The organism is Ningiella ruwaisensis (genome assembly GCF_004798935.1).
In the GTDB taxonomy this organism is placed as follows: Bacteria; Pseudomonadota; Gammaproteobacteria; order Enterobacterales; family Alteromonadaceae; genus Glaciecola; species Glaciecola ruwaisensis.
The window spans coordinates 384,421-404,177 of the sequence record NZ_RAHT01000004.1 but is presented as its reverse complement, the minus strand read 5'-3'; the positions used below and the strand labels follow the sequence as shown (position 1 = coordinate 404,177).

At 41.6% G+C, this 19,757-nt stretch carries 21 protein-coding genes; 1 reads left to right on the top strand and 20 read right to left on the bottom strand.

The window, feature by feature from the left end:
- Positions 1–56: 56 nt before the first annotated feature.
- The 8 genes from D6V41_RS10890 to D6V41_RS10855 all read right to left on the bottom strand — a co-directional run bounded on the left by D6V41_RS10890 (position 57) and on the right by D6V41_RS10855 (position 6,548).
- On the bottom strand, positions 57–260 hold the full coding sequence (locus D6V41_RS10890; RefSeq protein ID WP_136251527.1) for a hypothetical protein: 204 nt from the start codon (positions 258–260) through the stop codon (positions 57–59).
- Between the two features lie 52 nt (positions 261–312).
- A complete protein-coding gene (locus D6V41_RS10885; protein WP_136251526.1) occupies positions 313–678 on the bottom strand; it encodes a cation transporter in 366 nt (121 codons plus the stop codon).
- Between the two features lie 59 nt (positions 679–737).
- Entirely contained in the window at positions 738–1,391 is a 654-nt protein-coding gene (locus tag D6V41_RS10880) for a methyltransferase family protein (RefSeq protein ID WP_136251525.1), read from the bottom strand.
- Positions 1,381–1,677, bottom strand: a complete 297-nt coding sequence (locus D6V41_RS10875) for a DUF2933 domain-containing protein (RefSeq protein WP_136251524.1) — start codon at positions 1,675–1,677, stop codon at positions 1,381–1,383. The genes D6V41_RS10880 and D6V41_RS10875 overlap by 11 nt, the downstream gene beginning before the upstream one ends.
- 29 nt (positions 1,678–1,706) lie before the next feature.
- Complete coding sequence (locus D6V41_RS10870; protein WP_136251582.1) at positions 1,707–2,060, bottom strand: cupredoxin domain-containing protein; 354 nt, start codon at positions 2,058–2,060, stop codon at positions 1,707–1,709.
- 12 nt (positions 2,061–2,072) lie between these two features.
- A complete protein-coding gene (locus D6V41_RS10865; protein ID WP_179952553.1) occupies positions 2,073–4,424 on the bottom strand; it encodes a heavy metal translocating P-type ATPase in 2,352 nt (783 codons plus the stop codon).
- A gap of 473 nt (positions 4,425–4,897) precedes the next feature.
- Positions 4,898–5,542: a hypothetical protein gene (locus D6V41_RS10860; protein WP_179952552.1), complete on the bottom strand. Its 645-nt coding sequence runs from the start codon at positions 5,540–5,542 to the stop codon at positions 4,898–4,900.
- Position 5,543: 1 nt separating this feature from the next.
- Positions 5,544–6,548 carry an ImmA/IrrE family metallo-endopeptidase gene (locus D6V41_RS10855; RefSeq protein ID WP_136251523.1) on the bottom strand — a complete coding sequence of 335 codons (1,005 nt, stop codon included), beginning with the start codon at positions 6,546–6,548 and terminating at the stop codon, positions 5,544–5,546.
- Between the two features lie 417 nt (positions 6,549–6,965).
- On the opposite strand from D6V41_RS10855, the gene D6V41_RS10850 reads away from it, so the two are divergent.
- Positions 6,966–7,538: a sce7726 family protein gene (locus D6V41_RS10850; protein WP_136251522.1), complete on the top strand. Its 573-nt coding sequence runs from the start codon at positions 6,966–6,968 to the stop codon at positions 7,536–7,538.
- A gap of 29 nt (positions 7,539–7,567) precedes the next feature.
- On the opposite strand, the gene D6V41_RS10845 is transcribed toward D6V41_RS10850, so the two are convergent.
- The 12 genes from D6V41_RS10845 to D6V41_RS10790 form a co-directional block, all read right to left on the bottom strand.
- The gene (locus tag D6V41_RS10845) at positions 7,568–8,518 is read right to left on the bottom strand and encodes a beta family protein (protein WP_136251521.1); all 951 of its coding nucleotides are present in this window, start codon (positions 8,516–8,518) and stop codon (positions 7,568–7,570) included.
- A gap of 221 nt (positions 8,519–8,739) precedes the next feature.
- On the bottom strand, positions 8,740–9,093 hold the full coding sequence (locus tag D6V41_RS18520) for a cupredoxin domain-containing protein (RefSeq protein WP_136251520.1): 354 nt from the start codon (positions 9,091–9,093) through the stop codon (positions 8,740–8,742).
- A 166-nt stretch (positions 9,094–9,259) separates the two neighbouring features.
- A complete protein-coding gene (locus D6V41_RS10835; RefSeq protein ID WP_136251519.1) occupies positions 9,260–9,613 on the bottom strand; it encodes a hypothetical protein in 354 nt (117 codons plus the stop codon).
- Positions 9,614–9,707: 94 nt separating this feature from the next.
- Positions 9,708–10,127 carry a hypothetical protein gene (locus D6V41_RS10830; RefSeq protein WP_136251518.1) on the bottom strand — a complete coding sequence of 140 codons (420 nt, stop codon included), beginning with the start codon at positions 10,125–10,127 and terminating at the stop codon, positions 9,708–9,710.
- Positions 10,128–10,413: 286 nt separating this feature from the next.
- Positions 10,414–10,896, bottom strand: coding sequence for a YybH family protein (locus D6V41_RS10825; RefSeq protein ID WP_136251517.1), 483 nt, complete (start codon positions 10,894–10,896; stop codon positions 10,414–10,416).
- A 46-nt stretch (positions 10,897–10,942) separates the two neighbouring features.
- Positions 10,943–11,869: a copper resistance D family protein gene (locus D6V41_RS10820; protein WP_136251516.1), complete on the bottom strand. Its 927-nt coding sequence runs from the start codon at positions 11,867–11,869 to the stop codon at positions 10,943–10,945.
- A 28-nt stretch (positions 11,870–11,897) separates the two neighbouring features.
- Positions 11,898–12,320: a copper resistance CopC family protein gene (locus D6V41_RS10815; protein WP_136251515.1), complete on the bottom strand. Its 423-nt coding sequence runs from the start codon at positions 12,318–12,320 to the stop codon at positions 11,898–11,900.
- A 182-nt stretch (positions 12,321–12,502) separates the two neighbouring features.
- Positions 12,503–15,640 carry an efflux RND transporter permease subunit gene (locus D6V41_RS10810; protein ID WP_136251514.1) on the bottom strand — a complete coding sequence of 1,046 codons (3,138 nt, stop codon included), beginning with the start codon at positions 15,638–15,640 and terminating at the stop codon, positions 12,503–12,505.
- A complete protein-coding gene (locus D6V41_RS10805; protein ID WP_136251513.1) occupies positions 15,637–17,469 on the bottom strand; it encodes an efflux RND transporter periplasmic adaptor subunit in 1,833 nt (610 codons plus the stop codon). Before D6V41_RS10805 ends, D6V41_RS10810 begins: the two co-directional genes overlap by 4 nt.
- Complete coding sequence (locus D6V41_RS10800; RefSeq protein WP_136251512.1) at positions 17,466–18,827, bottom strand: TolC family protein; 1,362 nt, start codon at positions 18,825–18,827, stop codon at positions 17,466–17,468. Before D6V41_RS10800 ends, D6V41_RS10805 begins: the two co-directional genes overlap by 4 nt.
- Entirely contained in the window at positions 18,827–19,351 is a 525-nt protein-coding gene (locus D6V41_RS10795; protein ID WP_136251511.1) for a DUF411 domain-containing protein, read from the bottom strand. The genes D6V41_RS10800 and D6V41_RS10795 overlap by 1 nt, the downstream gene beginning before the upstream one ends.
- A gap of 96 nt (positions 19,352–19,447) precedes the next feature.
- Positions 19,448–19,714: a hypothetical protein gene (locus D6V41_RS10790; protein WP_136251510.1), complete on the bottom strand. Its 267-nt coding sequence runs from the start codon at positions 19,712–19,714 to the stop codon at positions 19,448–19,450.
- Between the last annotated feature and the right edge of the window lie 43 nt (positions 19,715–19,757).

Here is a 19,757-nt window from a genome sequence, read left to right as displayed (position 1 = left end):
AAAAATTCTATAAAATTGAATTAGTCCGATAAACGTGTGGATAGGAGCTCTAAACGTCACACCTTCACAGATATTGATTGCCTGATTTCACTTGGCGCAGCCTGGTCACCACCCTTCACTTTATTCGCCTCTGCAATGGTGCTCTCTTCAGCTTCTTTCTTCTTACAGTTGGACGTTTCTGCTTCTGATGTTTGATGATTTTTTTCCAATTTGTCATTCACAATCGTTTGATAAATTGGCGTGTTGTTAGAAATTTGCATTGATAATGCCTCCTAAAGGTCAAAAGGTTTTGAAAGATATTAAAGGTATTTTTTATTTAGAGCGCTTGCCTTGGTCAGTAACGTGACAACTCCATGGCTTGTGTTTAGCATTTTCACGAATGTTTTCGTCAACAAATTGATAATAACCTTCCTTGAAATGCGTCCACCAATCGTCTGAAATGTCGGCTCTGTGCATTCGAACGATATTCTCGATACCATCGAGTTCACAATGTGTGGCATCATAACCAACATGAAGGGTGTTAGATGACTCCTCAAACGACACTGCGTCAACACCAATAGTTGAATCGATATCTCTGATAATTAAATCGATATTGTCGGAAGTCACCCCGGTCAACCGAAGGTGACGAATAACCAAATTTAATTCATTCACACCAACTCTATGATGTTTATTACTCATTGTTTTCTCCTGCCTATTAAAATGTTGAATTGTTTGACGGAAGCGATTTATCAAAAACGCTAATTGTCGTATTGGAGGTTTGAGCTGCTGAATTTAGGTAACCAGGCAGGCGTGGTCTCTTTATATGCTAAATAGCGCTCCCCAAATTCGGCTATCGCTGTTTTTTCTTCACGTTTGGCTAAGCGAATGTAGACTAATGTTAATATTGGAAACATGATTAACGTTGGGATTGTGGGCCATTGCAATAAAAAGCCAAACATAATGATAATAAAAGCTAAATACTGTGGATGGCGACATCTTGCATACCAACCTGTATTGGCGAGCGAATGGCTTTTCTGCGCACGATGAAGAACATTCCATGCAGAAGATAAAATAAAGAAACCAGCAATGATAAGTATATTGCTAATGATATGCAGTATGCTCCAATGAGCATCCCCCTCAAAACCTAAAATCGTTTGTAGCAAATGTCCATTTTCATGTGCTAGAAAATCTATGTTCGGATAAAGCTCTGTTAGCCAGCCTGACAAAAAATAGATGGTGAGCGGAAAGCCATACATTTCTGTAAACAATGCAAGAATAAAAGCGGAAAAAGCTCCTAAGCTTCTCCAATCAGTCTTTGATTGTGGTTTTACAAAGCTGAATGCAAAAAAAATAAAAATGGCAGAGTTTATGAAAACTAAACCCCATAGACCATAGTCAGACTCACCGTGCATCGTTTTCTCTCTTTTCTTCAATGTTGGTAGTTGTCTTTTGTTGACGCTCTTCTGTAAGTGTCATCTGCTCTTCTGTCTTTCTATGCTCGCCATCATGATGGCCGTGTCCATGACTCCCGTGCATAAAAAAATGCATAAAGGGGCAAAGTAGAAGGATCAGGTAAGGCAAATACGGCCACACATGCTCGCCATGCTCAAAAAATAAAAAGTAACTTGCCGCAGCAATAAGTCCCAGTGCAGCCCAGCCTGAGGGCGTTTTCCAAAATGATAATTTTGAGTCGCTCATATTTACTCTCCTATTTGAATGCTAACCATCTATTGAACAGTTATCTTCCCTTTATACATTTGCATTTGGCAGTGAAATGCGTACTCACCTGCTGGCAGCCCCGGAAGCGAAATGACTGTCTTTTTATTTAAAGGTAGTCGTTCTGAAATATCTAATTCGGGTATCGAAAGCATTTCTGCGCAAGGCGTTGCATCAGCTCTACGAAACACGATTTGCCTTTCTTCATTCGCTCTAATTTTGATGTGCGATGGTTGATAAATACCGTCTTTCACCAAGATCTCCAACGAACCTTCAGCGATACGAATACTTTGCTCTTTGTATAACCAAAACCACCAGATGATAAGAGCAATCAATACGATTCCTGTAAGGTTGATCCATAGCATTGTCACACTCTCCTAATGTTCTTTTGCTTTAAACAATCGCAGACGATTGGCGTTGGTAACGACGGTAAGTGATGAAAACGCCATCGCGGCACCAGCTATCACCGGACTTAATAAAAGACCAAAAAATGGATACAGAACACCGGCAGCGAATGGTATACCTGCAACGTTGTAAATAAATGCGCCAAATAGGTTTTGCTTAATATTGGTTAGAGTGGCTTTACTCACCGCAATTGCATCAGCAAGACCATGAAGAGAGCCCCGCATTAATGTAATATCAGCACTTTCAATGGCTACATCAGTGCCTGTACCTATTGCAAAGCCTACATCTGCGTGAGCCAATGCAGGTGCGTCATTAATTCCGTCACCTGTCATGCCCACAATTTCTCCCATTGATTGATACTCAGCGACTTTATTTGCTTTGTCCTCTGGCATAACCTCGGCCACAAACTCTGTGATACCCGCTTTTTCAGCTACTGCTTTTGCGGTTGAACGATTATCACCTGTGAGCATCACTACTCGTATTCCGTTTTTCTGAAGTCGCTTTATTGCATCAATAGAATCAGTTTTGATTGGATCGGCAACTGCGATTAGTGCAACAAGCGATGAATTAACAGCGAAATACATTGGTGTTTTAGCTTCAGAGGCTAAGCCTTGGGCTTTTTCGATGTAGTCGCTAATGTCAATATCACGCTGCTTCATTAGCTTTTCGTTACCGAATAAAAGGGTATCTTCCTCAAACTTCGCTTCCACTCCCTGTCCAGCAATGGAAGAAAACTGAGTCACTTTCTTAGGTTCTATATTTTTTGCTTTGGCACTTTCAACGATCGCCATTGCTAGGGGGTGCTCAGAGCCAGCTTCGATACTCGATGCGAGCATTAGCACTTGTTTTTCATTTTGACCCGGTGCTAGCAATACATCAGTTACCTTAGGTGCTCCCTCGGTAATAGTGCCTGTTTTATCTAGAATCATCGTAGTAATCTTACTGGCTGTTTGCAGCGCTTCGCCGTTTCTTATCAACACACCCGCTTCTGCGGCTTTGCCTACCCCTACCATTACGGACATCGGTGTCGCCAAACCAAGTGCACACGGACAAGCTATGATAAGAACCGTCGTTGCAGACACAATTGCGTAAGCAACAGCTGGAGATGGCCCAAAGTTTAGCCAAACTAAAGCGCTTATTACGGCAATAATCATAACGACGGGTACGAAGTAAGCTGAGATAACATCGGCTAAACGTCCTATCGGGGGCTTTGAATTTTGAGCACGTTTTACCATGTTGATGATTTGGGCGAGCGCCGTATCTTTGCCTACACGCGTTGCCTTGAAAATAATAGAGCCCGATTTATTAATCGTACCAGCGACGACCTCTTCTCCCTGTGTTTTTTCTACTGGCATCGGCTCACCGGTCAACATAGACTCGTCAACTGTGGAGTGTCCCTCTACGACCATGCCGTCTACGGAAATTTTTTCACCAGGTCTGACTCGAATCAGATCGTCGAGCAACACTTGTTCTATTGGTATATCTACATCTTTACCGTCTCGAATAGCACGAGCTGTTTTAGCTTGCAGGCCAATTAAACGCTTAATCGCTTCTGAAGTCTTACCTCGCGCTTTAATTTCAAGCGCTAAACCAAGATTGATTAAACCAATGATCATGGCAGTAGCTTCAAAATACACGTGTCTGGCCATTAGCGGCACGATATCGGGAGCAAACACAACAACCATTGAATAAAGCCAAGCGGTACCCGTTCCAAGGGCTATTAATGTGTCCATATTCGCAGAATGATTTTTAAATGAATTCCAAGCGCCCACATAAAAGTGTTTACCCGCAAAAACCATTACGCCAAGAGTCAGCAATCCGACGGTTAACCAAACGAGTCTTTCTGTAGTAGTTGTTACTGTCATTTCGCCAACGACCAGACTGTAAATCATCAATGGCACACCAAGCGACAACGCAACGGCCATTTCGCGCATTAATTTTTTGTAGTATTGCCAGTCGGCTTTTTCTTTTTCGTCCAGAGCTTCTTGCTCAGAATCGCTGTCGTCTAATTTTGCTTTGTATCCGGCTTTTTCCACCGCTTCTATAATATTTGAAACCGATGTATCTCCAGTTACCGTGACAACACGCTGAGCGAAGTTCATCTCCGCTCGTTTAACTTCAGGCAGATTGTTTAACGCCGCCTCAATTTTGTTGACGCAGCTGGCACAACTGGCTCCTTCAATTATAAATCGATTTTCTGATAGATTATTTGGCTCTTGTTTGGTTGTGTCTTTGACCTTAGGAGTTTCGCTCGCAGATTGGGCTTGCTTGTTACAACAACAGTTATTCGCTGTCTTTTCGGTAACTTTTTCAGTTGCTGTCATTTAGACTCCGTCGTGTTATTGGCGCGTTTAACTTTTTTCTGTGCTCTGCATTTGCATAGATTCATATTTTTTTGACTCTAATTACATAGTAATTAGGGGCAATACGGGAGCAAGACAAAAAGCAATAAGGTTGCTTTTAGATTAAACATAATGTTAACGGTGTAAGATGTTAGGAACACGGCACTGGCATTACAGTTTGATTACTTTTTTGTCATCTATTGGTGGTAGAGTATTGAAGTGGCGTTCAGAGCGTTTCAGGAATAAGTGAATTAGAACTGTGCGTTTTTTTTAATGATCATTAGACTTCGGTTCATGCATATTTAATAGACTAATTTCTTAATTGCTATCTATCTAGAGAATAGATATTTGGTAGGGGCGAAGGCCGTCAACGTGTTGTTTATTCAGCTCTAAGGAATAAGTAAAACACACCTTTAAAATCAAATTTATCTGAGTCTCCAGACAGGTTCACTATTTTATTTTATGACATTGCAATGCTTTTTATATGCAAAAACTAATGAACGGCAAGAGCTAGCAGCATCATTGATATAACTATCAATGGCTTCATCAACACATGATTCATTACAAAAACACACATCAAGTGCTGTATCAACCCCTGGCGTAGATCTTATCTTTGATACAACCGTTTTCCGGTCACTGCAATGCATTAACATTCGAACGGCTTCTTCCAGTACTAAAACTTCAACAGATGAAAAATTCAAGATTTTATTTTTAACTAAAGTATCAATTGCTCTTAATGCACGTTTATCACCGGTAAACAAACCTGAATTACTGTTTTCACTAGCGCTAATGGTCAATATCAGCTCACCAGCATCAAGGTGAGCATTACCTTGTTGCTGGATAAAATTAAACACTCCTTCATCAGATAAGTTAACCGGACTACTCTGTTCGATAAATCGCCTAATGCTATACAGTGAAACAGAGTTGAGCCCCATCTTTGCTGCTTGCTTAGGAGTATCGAGACCAGCGACATAGGGTAGCGCATCTAGATATTTAAATTCATAATTGGCTTGCTTAACGATATTTACCAGAGAGGAAAGGAGATCGTAGCGTGCTAATTTAAGGATTACATCATTGTCAGTGAAAATTGAAACGCCCAAATTATTTTCCCGATTGCATTGTCGTCAAAAACTCTCGGTCATCCATACGCATGTCCATACTGGACAAAGCGTTATCAAGTGAGCCTCTTAAAGTTGATATTGCATTACCTTTTTCCAAGAACTTGAGAGCTTGTTGCGCAAGGATCCAATCTCGTGTATGCCTTCCATAAGTAAGTGCAAAGTGCCCCGCATTTACGCCCAATAATGAAGAAGCACGCTTCGCATGTATTGCTAATTCAGCTGGTCTGCTTAAGCGACCAAGTTTCGACACTTTTTCTGATATATCTACGTTTTTTCGGAGAATATTTAAAGCGAACGCATCAGCTTCTTCCTCTTGCGTATCTGTTTCAACATCCAGAGACTCTCCCAATTCTGGAAGCAAAGAGTCAGTAATACTTCCATCACCTTTCAAATGACCGCTCACGATATGCCCAAGCTCATGTAACAAAACAAAAAGCTGAGTGGATGGGCTTTTGTGTTTATGTCCTAAAACTATCGCATAATAGTTATCATTTCTCATTACCATACCGGCTGGACGGGCTACGTTAGAAGGAAAATGGGAGACGTGAATGACGGGAATATTCGAATCCCAGAACACAGGTAATGCAGAACCAAGTGTTAAGTCCTCCAATGACCTTAGTGAGGCACACAATCTGGATAGCTCAGGGCTACGATCATTGTATTGAAGAGCGCCAATCAGCGTATTTGCAATTGCGTGGCAAAGATATGTTGCATCAGATAACTGAGATGCATCAATATGAGATCTCTTTTTATATTGCACTGAGTAATTTGAGGGAGAAAATGATACATAACCTTTGTCCAAGCTCACACTCACGCCCAAGCGCTGAGACATCAAGTTGACGAATTGCAAAAATCCTGAATTACTTTGAAGTAGCTCGTCATTCCACCAAACCGGAAGTATCCGCTTAATAGTCGCTTTGCTAACTCCAATATCCTTGATCTGGCGATAGATTGTAGACTTCGACGGAAGGTTAAATTCTGTCATAGCGTCCCTTAAATAATTATTGCGTAAGCTTACACGAATGTGCGGCTAATAACAGTTTTCCTATTTGCCTTGCATGCTCATCTGAACCGTTCCAAACAGTAGATAAAACCCTCATTAAGTAAGTATTAGTACATGGATTATTTATTAGATATCTTTTAGGTTCTATATCCAAATAATTGCATAATTGCATAAGTCCTTTAGTGAGTTTCCTTTGAGGCTTCATCAAATTCCTATAGACCGTCGACTGGCACATACCGACCTCTCTGGCTATAGATATTGTATTTCCACATCCCTTATCCTTAAGTGTTCTCAATATGTCGTTTTGTAATTTTTCTATATTCATTTTACTTTTATTTTTTGCATAATTAACTAATTATGCTAATATCATAATATAAATAAATCAAGTAGACTATCAGAATGACAGATCCTGAAATCAGACAGTTATTGTTCAGTCGACTGGCAAAGCGAAAGACTTTCGATGATTCGCAAATATGCGAAGAAATTCCTATTCAAAACGGCTTAGTCCGTGCTGATGTTGTGCTCTGCGGCAACAAATTGGAATGCTTTGAAATTAAAAGCCATAAAGACACACTCAAACGGCTTTTTGCGCAAGGCTGGCACTACGGGCAATGCTTTGATCAAGTAAACCTTATATGCGCAACAAAACATATAGACAAATCTTTGGGTATCATTCCGAGGTGGTGGGGTGTTTTTGAAGTTACAGGCTCAGGGAGTTTAACTATGTTACGAAAGGCTCAGAATAATCCCCAAATAAGTAGTCATGGGATGGCAGATTTATTAGAAAATAATAAAGCTAGAGAGATATTAAAACAATTCGGTTCATCTAAGGGCGTATCCCGAATGAGCCATTCTCAGCTGCAAAAGGCAATTGGAGAGCAGCTCTCTGTTTCTCAGTTGAGGGAGTTAACAAAACGCGCATTGATTGAGCGACAATCAACTCGTTGGCGTCCTAGTGAGCAAGTTGCTTGATCCCTTAATTTTTAAACTCTACCCAAAGGTTACCCGCCACTCAGCACTTGCGCAAAATGGTGATTCATAAATTCTGCAACGTGACCGGTCGAATTGCCGGGGCCAGCAAGCGGTGGTACAAGCGTTTTATTCATCCAGTTCTCGTCAGCCCAAGAAAACGCTCGTCCTTTGTAGCTGGGATGCATAGTCAAAAGCTCAGCCAATTCAATTATAGATGCAGTATCTTTTCCTTTTTGTCGCAATACTAGCCAATCGTCATCTAATGTATATCTAATTGCGATATGCCCTGAACGAAGTGTTTGAGTCGCATCCCATAGAGGACTCAATGTTCCATAATCCCCATAAGATATTTCAAAAGCCAACTTGTTTTTGACGCTCTCAAAGAGTCTTTTATCTAACCTGGGTAGCTCTTCTGCCCCGAGGACATCTTGCAGCGTTGTTGGAAACGCGCCAGTTGAAAAAACGATTTTCGGAAAGCCTAGTTTAAAGAATTCAGTTAGTAGTAAAACAATGTCGTTGTTGTCGGCTATTAGTTCTTCCGTTGCCTCAACAAAGTCAAAAAGAAGCAGGGTGTTATCCTTAAAAGCAAAAGCCGCTAAGGCAGAACGTACTGCGTTAAGTTTGCCAGAGCGAAAAGTCGATAAAGATTCCTTTATCTCAATACGAAATATAGGATTTGTCTTGAATGAGGGCAAAACACTCGAATGTAAATCGCTTATTGAAAGCGGATCAATGGCGAATGACAAATTTTCTTTGGCAATGAAATTTTGCGCAGAAGGTGACACTTCGCGCAACTGAAAGCGAGACATATCAATAATACTTTTATCTGGCCATACTTCTTTTACATCCGAAATCGCCTTTTCAAAAGATGCCGAAGACTCAAGGTTCCAAATTGGGCAAATTTGGTTTTGCCATCCCGAGGGGGCATGCTTCAACGCTTTGACTTCGCCTGCTTTTACTCGCAAATTTGGATAATACACACTCTCTCCTTTAAAAACTTGTCACGTCTTAGGTCGCATAAAAAATATAAGCGTATATTGTCTCGCCTTTTCTTAAAACTATCTCAAGAGACATTACTAGATGTGTTGCTGTCAAATGATCAATCAGCGTTAAGTCGTTAGTCAAGTTAAGATACACAATTCAAGTAAATTTATCGCTAACTTAATATTACTTTTTGCTCTTCGAGATAAATACACCCAAGCTACACAATTGTAAGCTTCCCAGAATACACATTCATCGCGCTATAAAACTCATACTCGCCTGGCGGATAAGCGGAAAAGTTCACCGATACTTGTTTATTAAGTTTAAGTCTTATCGATAATCCTAGCTTCGGAAAGAGCAGGTATTCAGAGCATAAATTTGAATCCGTTCTCAGAAAAACAATTTGATTAGCTTTACTAGCTTTCAATTTAACCCTTGCGGGTTGATACTGGAAGTCTTTTACCTCGACTAAGATGCTGTCGTGTCGCTGTAGCTGTCGCTTTTTAATGTACTCGCGAAAACTAAGTATTAGTAGTAAACATATTAAAAACAATGCGCCGCTAATCCATGGCATTTTAGAATCCTTTTATATAGTTCGCTGAACAGCTACTTTTTGATTATAAAGAAACGCTCGTTCGAGCGATATTTAAGTTAGTTGGTACGTCTTGATTTATCAGCAGAGCGAATGAAAAAAAATAGGGCAGCCATTGCTACCCTTTATTGGTTTGAGCAATGTCTAATTAGTTATCGAACTCCACCATATCATGTTGGTATATTTCTCCTGTGACCACACTAGCGGTTGCAAAGTGTTCATCCTGCTTTTCTCCAAACCTCACTTTTCCCACAAACTCACGAGAATAGCCAGTTTCACCCTCATTTATAACAAGCTTATCCATTACCGTTCTGTAAACGTTAAATACATCGCCTGTTTCGAGGCTTTCTGTGTTTGCAACGCAAATAACAAGAGTGTTGTCACCTTTGACACTAACAACTTGGCCGCTCATTACATAATCATGGTATAAACTGCTGGCACAACCGCTTAGAAGCGCAGTTGCGATTAATATCAGTGTCGCTAATTTAAGTGTTTTATTCATTTCAAATTCCTTTAATACGTTTATCCTTAGCTCAAAACGCAACTACCTTGCTATTAAGCGGCGCAAACCAGCATGCATATTAGTTGCTTGATATCTATTTGTGTTCATGAACCTTTTTGGATTTTTCTACGGTATGCCCCATCATTTGCTCCATCATTTTTTCCATCATCTGAAGGCGCTTTTCCATCATGGACATTTTCATTTCAGCAGACATTTCCTTGCCATGCATCATGCTTGAATCACCTTTAGAGTGATGCATCATGCCCATCATGTCTTGCATGCTTTTAGCATGCTCATTGAGCATTTGTTCTCTTTTCGCTGGGTCGTTTTCTTGTTTTATTTTCTCTAAGGTACTGTTCATTTTTGTGATGTGTTCATTCATCTTTTCCATCGATGCATCATCCATCATATTCATCGGCATATGCGATTTATCGCTGTGTTGATGCGCACTGGTGATACTTAATGGGGAAAACATCAAAAGTGAGGAAAAAGCGATTATAAGTAGGTTTTTCATATTCAATTTCCTTGTTGTTGAGTTAATGATTTCTGTCTTTCGATGCAAACAAAATCTGCTTCTTGCATCAAATTTTGCAATGTAACTGTAATTCAAAATAAACGTTGTTTCACGGCAGAAGCATTACAATTTGATTACCTTTTGGTAATCAAACTTTGTGTAATAATTAACTTGCAGACGGGTTAAGCGGACTAGCATGAAAATGCGAAAGGTGGAAAAACAAATTTTGGCAATAAGATAAACGCTGCCGCCCCATTAATAACAAGAAGTCGACAGCGCGGTGTTTTTAATTAGACCAATGAATATGCGTGATTTTCCAATCATCATTCAACTTTTCTAAACCTATGGTTTCGTTCCCAATATGGTTTACTTCTTTTCCTTTGTATTGCCCTTTCACCAAGCTTCTCGACAAAGATATTGCATGTGTGCCGTTTTCTTTTACATGATGCTCTATAAGCTCAATTTGCATTTGTGACAAATACTTCATATCAGAGAGCATATGATGACTTGCATACTCTTGGGCGCTTCGCTCCACACCCTTTCCTTCAAAAATTAAAACATCATCTGCCAAAAGGCTTGCAGCTAAGTCGCCATTCCCTGTTTCTAAAGCTTTATGAAATTTAAGCACTAACGTCGCTGCATCGGAATCTGTTCCGCTAAAGTACTGTGATTCTTCGTTGTGTTTCTCATCTCCATGAGCACTAACTACTGCACTAAATGACAATAGAAATGCAAAAACAGTCAAGGGTCTTAAAGCAGTCATTTTCATAAACATTTTCCTTTTCTTATTTTGGCGAAAACGCCGATTATTTATGTTAAAGATTCGGGCTCAGCGCAGTAGTTAACAGCGCTGTAAGAGACAAAATGAAAAGCCCAATAATGAACTCAAGTTTGATTGATTTGAGTAATTTAAAGCGCACATTTTGATCGTTAGTTAGCCTAGGTACCCAAAAAAGCTTATGCCCAGCTGCTAACGTGAGCACTAGAGCAACTGCAAAAAGTTTGGATAAAAAGGCAAGTCCATATTCGGTGAATATAAGGGTCGATGGGGAAGACAGTAGCTGTATCAACATTACTACACCAACCGTGACTAAGATAAACACCAACACTATGGCAATGTTACCGTAACGTTTCATGACGAAAGCTAATTCGGAGTGATTGAGTAATCTACAAGCAGTAATCAGTGGGTATAACGAGCCTACCCATGTCAAACCAATGAGGGAATGGATAACAATTTGAATTTCGCCCAACGTGACAAACTGACTAGCATGTCCGGTCAGGGAAAAAGTAAACGCTAGCGGCAATGAAAACATTGCGGTGCTTGTTAGCAGTAGCTTGAATGACGCTAAACTCTGGCCACGTTTGAGTTTTTGTAATAGAAACCACGTAAGCAACGCGAACAAAACAAAGATAGCGCTGCGAATTGCGGCAATAGTTCCTACCTGTGAGTGCCACATCATCTCCACCATGAAAGGAGAAAACATACCCGCTAATCCTTTCTCCGCCATATAGCCAGTCTGAAGAAAAAAACCAGCGACACTAGCAAAAAAACCAACAACTGAAAGGCGAAAAGAATAGTTTAAGGTAACCAGTTGCCAGCTTTTATGAGCCTTGAATGCTACGCGCTGCTTGCTGCCTTTTAAAAGTAACAAAGTAGCGCTAGAGCCCATAACACCCATCATCCCTAAATAGACTAGGAATTTGCCTAACACTAAAAATGCTGTCCACCATTCTGGCAACATATCGATTTACCTATTTAACTCTTAATAACTAATGAGTCATACCTGAATGATCCATCGAAGTATTTTTCATGTCTTTGTGCTTCATTCCTTTCATTTTTTTGCTCACGTGCACCATAAATGAAAGCTGTCCCTTCATTTTATGACCGTCATCTCCCATAATGGTCCATGAGACTACGTAAGTATCCACAGCAAGCAAAGGTAAGCTGAAACTATAGTTTTTGTTTGCGTCCATCGAAGGTTTAAAGCCAACATCCACAAGCTCACCTTTTTTACTTTTAACCTTTAAGTCAACAAGACGCACATCATCTGCAAAATTGAGAGCCAGGTTGTCTGGACTTTCCATCAACATAGCATTGTCTTTCGGCATTGATGAGGCCAACGATGTATGAGCATATGCTTGTATGCTTAAGCTCAGACTTAAAACGAAAAGTGCGATGATTATTGATTTCATATTATTTCCTTAATAGATAGTTTGTTTAAATGATGTAGTTGTTCTTGTTTGTTGTCGTAAAAAGTGAATCGTTGGTGATAGGCCGAATTTCACGGCCGCATAGTCGCGGGCGAAAAAGTTCGCCACGCTACTACATGTCAATAGTCCTCTTATGAAATGTCGTTCCTTGCTTGAAGCTAGCATCAGAAAGTATCCGGCAAGTGTTGAATTTGCCTTCTCTTCCACAGAAAATAAATTGCGGGTAAAACCAACAAGGTCAGTAGTAAAGCGCTAACCATGCCACCAACCATCGGAGCAGCAATACGACTCATGACTTCAGACCCAGTGCCTGAGCCGTAAAGTACGGGTAATAAGCCAAATATTATGGTCGCTGTGGTCATCATAACCGGTCGGACACGTAATCCAGAGCCATGAATAACCGCTTCAGTTAACATGTTTATGGTGGGTTTGACGCCCTCAGATTTACATTTTTCGATTAAGGCTTGATACTCCTGATTTAAGTAAACAAGCATAATTACGCCAATTTCTACGGCAACACCTGCAAGTGCAATGAAGCCGACGCCGACGGCAACTGAAAAGTTAAAACCCTCTATGTACATCAGCCAGATACTTCCCACCATAGACAGTGGTAAAGTCCCCATAATGATCGCGACCTCGATGAAGTTGCGAAAATTGAGATACAGTAAAATAACGATGATAGCTATGGTCAACGGAACCACATAGGTTAATTTCTCTTTCGCCCGCAACATATACTCATATTGGCCAGACCAGTTCACCGAATAACCTGCCGGTAAAACTAATTGCTCGCTCACTGCTTTTTGGGCTGAAACCACATAGGAACCAATATCTACACCATCGATATCCACATACACCCAGCCATTAAGTCGTGCATTTTCACTTTTAATGCCTGGAGGACCATCTTCAATATACACATCCGCCACATCGGCCAAAGCAATTCGTTTACCCTGTGGTGTAACGATAGGTAATAAAGATAAGGACTCAGGCGATGAACGATAAGACTGAGGATAACGAACATTTACAGGGTAACGCTCTAAACCTTCAACACTCTGAGTCACATTCATCCCGCCGATAGCACTTGAGACAACTTGTTGGACGTCAGCGATGTTTAGACCATATCGTGCTGCCTTTTCGCGCTGAATATCTACTTTGACATAACGTCCTCCTGCGACACGCTCAGAATAAACAGAGGCAGTGCCGTCAACATCGGAAAGTATAGTTTCAATTTGCTGTCCGATTTTCTGAATTTCCTTGAGATCAGGGCCACCGATTTTAATACCAACGGGCGTCTTTATACCTGTTGCCAACATGTCAATTCGAGTCTTAATTGGCATTACCCAAGCATTCGTTAGGCCCGGCAATTTGACCACTGAGTCAAACTCCTTTATTAAATCGTCAGTTGTTAAGCCTTCTCGCCACTCCTCTTTAGGTTTTAATTGAATGAAGGTTTCTATCATCGTTAAAGGAGCCGGATCGGTTGCGGTATCAGCGCGACCTACTTTCCCAAACACGGTTTCGACTTCTGGGACCGTTTTGATCAGTTTATTGGTTTGTTGCAACAACTCTCGGGCTTTGCCAATCGATATCCCCGCATAGGTTGTTGGCATGTACATCAAATCCCCCTCATCCAAAGGTGGGATAAACTCGCTGCCAATCTTGTTCACAGGCCACAAACCTATCGCTAGCACTAAAGCCGCAGCTAACATCGTTACCTTAGGGAAACGCAGAACAGTTCTAAGCGTCGGCATGTACAAAAAAGTTAAGAAACGATTGACTGGATTTTTGCTTTCAGCAAGTATTTTACCGCGCACAAAATAGCCCATAAGAACGGGCACAAGCGTAATTGCAAGAGCTGCTGAGGCTGCCATTGCATAGGTTTTGGTAAAAGCAAGCGGTGAAAACATGCGCCCCTCTTGTGCCTCAAGCGTAAACACAGGCACAAAACTGACTGTTATAATTAGAAGACTGAAAAACAATGCAGGGCCCACCTCAGATGCTGAATCCACAACTATTTGCCATCTATTCTCTTTGGTTAAGGGGGTGCGCTCCATGTGTTTATGCATATTCTCAATCATCACAATCGCCCCGTCGCTCATCGCACCAATAGCAATAGCAATTCCACCCAATGACATGATGTTGGCATTAATACCTTGCATGTACATCACGATAATTGCTGTGATAATCCCTACTGGAATACTAATGATCGCAACAAGTGACGAACGTACATGAAACAAGAATGCAATACACACCAGTGCAACGACGATAAACTCTTCCACTAATTTCGATGCAAGGTTGTCTACCGCTCTTTCTATTAGTGCAGAGCGATCGTAAACCGTGACAATTTCGACCCCATCGGGTAAGCCTTTTTTAAGGTCTTCAAGTTTTGCTTTGACGCCGTCAATCGTTTTTTGCGCATTTTCACCAAAGCGCATAACAACGACACCGCCAACGGTTTCCCCTTCACCGTTTAACTCAGCTACCCCCCTTCGCATCTGTGGACCAAGACGAACATCAGCAATGTCTTTTACCAAAAGCGGCGTTCCATTTTCGTTTACACCCAAAGGAATGAGCTCAATATCCCTTTTACTCTCTATGTAACCTGTGGCACGGACCATGTATTCAGCTTCAGCCATTTCGATGACCGATGCGCCTACTTCCTGATTGCCGCGCTTAATCGCCGTTTGAATGTGAGAAAGCGGAATGCCATATGCTCGCAACTTCTCCGGATCGACCTGCACTTGATATTGCTTTACCATGCCTCCAATAGCTGAAACTTCAGAAACGCCTGGCACCGTTTGAAGCTCATACTTAAGGAACCAATCCTGTAAGCTTCGTAGTTGGCTGATATCGTTTTGTCCCGTTTTATCAACAAGTGCATAGAGATAAACCCAACCCACGCCAGTAGCATCTGGCCCCAATTGTGGTCTTGCGTTTTCGGGTAGATTAGGAGCAACTTGCGATAAATATTCAAGCACTCGACTACGCGCCCAGTACAAGTCGGTGTCGTCATCAAAGATGATGTAGACATAAGAATCGCCAAAAAACGAATATCCTCTCACTGTTTGTGCCCCGGGCACTGACAGCATTGCGGTAGTCAAAGGATAGGTAACTTGATCTTCTACCACTTGAGGCGCTTGTCCTGGATAACTAGTTTTTATAATTACCTGTACGTCCGACAAATCGGGTAATGCATCAACCGGCGTGTTTTTAATGGCAAACAACCCACCACCCACGAGAATAAGCGTAGCCAGTAGAACAAAAAATCGGTTATTGACCGACCATCTAATTATGGCAGCTATCATTGATGAGCTCCTTGATGGTCTGAATGATTAGAATGATCCATGTCTTGGGTATCGTTCATGTCTGTCATCGAGCCCATGATGTGGACAGTTGCCACTTCAAAACTTCCAGAGTCGGTTTTGACAATTTCCATGTGCAGTGACATACCGGCTTTCAATTCTTCAATAGCAACGCTATCGGCAACATCGAAATCCATTGTCATACTCGGCCATTCCCACTCATCAATAGGACCGTGATCAACGTTGATTTTTCTGCTCTCCATCATCACGTTATTTATGGTTGCCTCTGTCCAAACCGACATAATAGGCTCTTCCATACTGTGCATTGCGTCATGACCTGAATCAGTGCTCTCCTCAGAGCTATCCATGTCATTCATCGAATCCATGATATGAACGGTGGTTACTTCGAAACTTCCAGAGTCAGTTTTAGTGATTTCCATATGAAGTGACATGCCGGCTTTCAACTCATTAATGTCGACGCTTTCGGCAACGGTGAAATCCATTGTCATGCTCGGCCATTCCCACTCTTCAATAGCGCCATGATCAACATTTATCATTCTATGATCTGTCATCACACTGTTTACGGTCGCCTCGGTATATACCGACTGCGCAGTCGCTTCAGGCTCCTCCATCCTTTTGAAATCAGAACTAATGCTGCTTTCTGAATCGAGTAAGAATTGTGCTGACGTAACGATTTTGTCGTTGAGTCTCAAGCCTGATAAGATCTCTGTATATTCATCAACTACCTGTCCTACTTCTACTGACACCGACTTAAACTTACCGTCTCCAAGTGCTAAAACCACTCTATCTTGGCTACCAGTTCTAATTACCGCCTCAGAGGGCACGAGTAAATTCTCACCTGTTAAATCGGAATGGATCGTTACCTGAGCGAACATGTTAGGTTTTAGTGCATAATCATCATTGGTAAATCTCAGCCTGACTTTAAGCGTCCTAGTCGTTTCATCTAGGGTTGGATAGATATAATCAACCTCTCCTGTCCACTCTTTACCTGGGAGATATTCTAAAGTCATAGTCACAGGCAAACCCTCTTGAATTTGAGCAGACTGTCGCTCAAACACCTCAGCATCGACCCAAACTTTATCCAAGGCACCAATTGATAAAATTGTCAGTCCTGGCTTTACGTAAAACCCTTGACGCACATTCAAGTTATCAACAAAGCCAGTTTGGGGTGCATAGAAGGTTATTGTTTGCTGAACTTTACCAGTTGAGATAAGCGATTGAATCTCAGATTCTGGCATTTGCAGCGCTTTTAACCTTGTTTTTGAAGCCTCTATCAGCTCCTTATTTGAGCGTTTTAAGGCAATAAGATATTCTTCTTGAGCATTTACAAGTTCGGGAGAATAAAGCGCGTATAGTGGCTCGCCCTTTTTGACATATTCGCCCGCTGCTTTTACGTATAGCTCATCTATCCAACCCTCTACCCTTGGGTGAATATGAACGAGTGTGTCCTCATTATATTGGATATAACCTACTGTTTTTATAGGTACGTGCAAAGACCGATTTTCCACTTTAGCAGTACGCACACCTAGATTGTTCACTACAGTTGGCGAAATCTTCACCGTACCTGGGCTATCGCCAGCGCCTTGTTCATCTTCGTAAACAGGTACTAAATCCATGCCCATAGGGGACTTCCCAGGCTCATCTCTTCTATAGTTTGGATCCATTGGCGCAACCCAATACAAAGGCTGCTTTTCTCCAGCATCCGCCGCACTATCATGTGAGTCATTTGAGCTTGGTAATATTGAGTAGGTAAGAGCTGTCATTACAGCGCCTGCTATCACGCCTATAGCGATTGCGTTAACAGTTTTCATTGGTTTGCTCCAAATTCAGATACAGCTTTAAGACTCTGCTCAGAAAAAAAGTAATTTAGTTGAATGTTTGTTTTAAGTAGTTCGACTTCGATTTCTAATGCGTCAATGCGAGCATTTAGATCAGCAATCCTAGCTCTCACAACTTCAGCAAAATCACCGTCATCATTGGTATAAGCCGTTAACGAGGCTTCGGCTTGTTCGCTTGATTGCTGGAGAATATTCGTGCGATATAAGGTCTGTCTCTCCAACAGCCGTTCTCTTGCTGCAAAAATGGATTGCATTTGAGCAAGCATGCCTCTAAGCACTAATCGTTTTTCAGTTTTAATTGCTTCTGATTCGTTAACGGCGGCGCTTACTTCTTTATCTTGTTTATTTTCTGTAAACAAAGGGAGGTCAAAGCTAACGCCGATTGAAAGAAAATCTGCTCGGCTTCTGTCCATTTGGTCATCTGCTCGATATGCATAACTGGCATTTACTCCCCATTGCGGCTTGTATTGTTGTTTCGCTAGTTTAATGCCAGTCTGACTAGACTTTATTCGGCTTTCAACAGCTCTTATAAGAGGGTGCGAGATGAGTATATTTGCCAACATTTGTTGATTATTAGCTTTCAATATCTTGTAGTAGGCGTTCTCTATTCCTTCAATTTCTGGCAACGTTTTTGGTAGTTCAAGAGAGGCAACATTTACCGAGTTATTGAACGCGCCTGAATCGCCGCCGGTCAACCATTCTAAAAGTTCGGCCGAGGCCCTTTCTTTTTGAGAAGATAGCTTTGTGAGTCTGTCTTCAAGTCGCGCTAGTTCCAACTGCGCTCGGATAATATCTTGTTGCCTGACTTTACCGACGGCAGAGGAGTAATTCGCTTCTGCAATTTCACTGAGTTGTTCAAACAAAGATCTGTCTTTCTCAATTAGCGAAATGCTTTGCTGTGCTAGATAAACGTCAAACCACTTAGTAGAAACGGCAACTTGTGTTTTGGCCATTCTGTCCAATCGCATAAATGGATGCTGCGTTGCCAATTCTTCGAGTTGCTTGCGTCTAATACTCAAGCTTTCTCCACGAGGAAACATTTGTGAAATGCCAGCTTTAATTTGAGTCATAGGCTCTTGGTCGAACGCAAAACCATCAGTAGGGACGTTTGCCAACCCTAAAGACACAACTGGATCAGGCAAAGTATCTGCGGCGATACTTGAAGAAATAGTCGCGTTTTCCCGATATTGGCTACCTTCCAACCACGGGTCCTTTTGGATAGCTTGGGCAACAGCCTGCTGCAAAGTAAGGGGGGTCTTTTGTTCTGCTAATATTTGACTACTTGTTGTAACAAGCAAAATTAGGCATGCAAAGCCTTTAAAAGCACTCATCAGAATTGCTCCTCATACGAATTCACCTCTGCAAAAACCTCTGCTGTACCGTCATCTTTGAGCAATAACACTTGATATGGTCTGAATTGATCGCCGTTCTCCATTCCTGGACTGCCAACAGGCATACCCGGCACTGAGAGGCCGATAGTTCCTTGCGGAACATTATCTAAGTATTTAACAATAAATTTGACGGGTATATGACCTTCGAAAACATACCCTTCAGTTGACACCGATGTATGGCAGGAGCGGTACATTGGTTCGATTCCGAGATCTTGTTTTTTAGTAGTGAGAAAAACAATATCATCTACATCGGTTTGGATGCCTTGCGATTCAGCATGATCAATCCATCCCTGACAACATCCACACGACTCGCGTTTAAAAACGTCCAACTTTAAACTCGACTCAATCTCTTGGGAATTGGTCTTATATTGTTCAGTAGTAACTGATTCTTTTGTGCATGCAACGACGATAGTCACTGAAATAAGCAGCACTAATATAGTAAAAAGCAATTTTATTGGCTTCATTTGATTTCTCTTTCTAACAATTTAAATGTCGGCCACAGCCTTTATTGGGCGGCGTTCGATATTGGAATTTTGACGAGCTTCGCCAAATTTTTGGAGTTAGGCTAAAGAGCGTTTTGGAGGACGTTGCAAGCGACCAAGGACAGCATCGTCTGCATCCGTGATAAAAGTGTTGGGCTTGAGGGATTTGAAGTCGATTGGAGTTAAAATGTCAAAATTCACGAGCATCGCGATGGACACAATGCCTAGTGGACAAGAACACCCGTCGCCACAGCAATCCGCGTCCATCTGACTCATCTCATTACTATTTTGTGATGAATTGTGGTCGTTATCCATAAGGTGTTGCTCATGCATGTCGTTTTGCATGTCGCAGCCAGGGCTGGACATCGCAAACGAATCTGCAACTTGA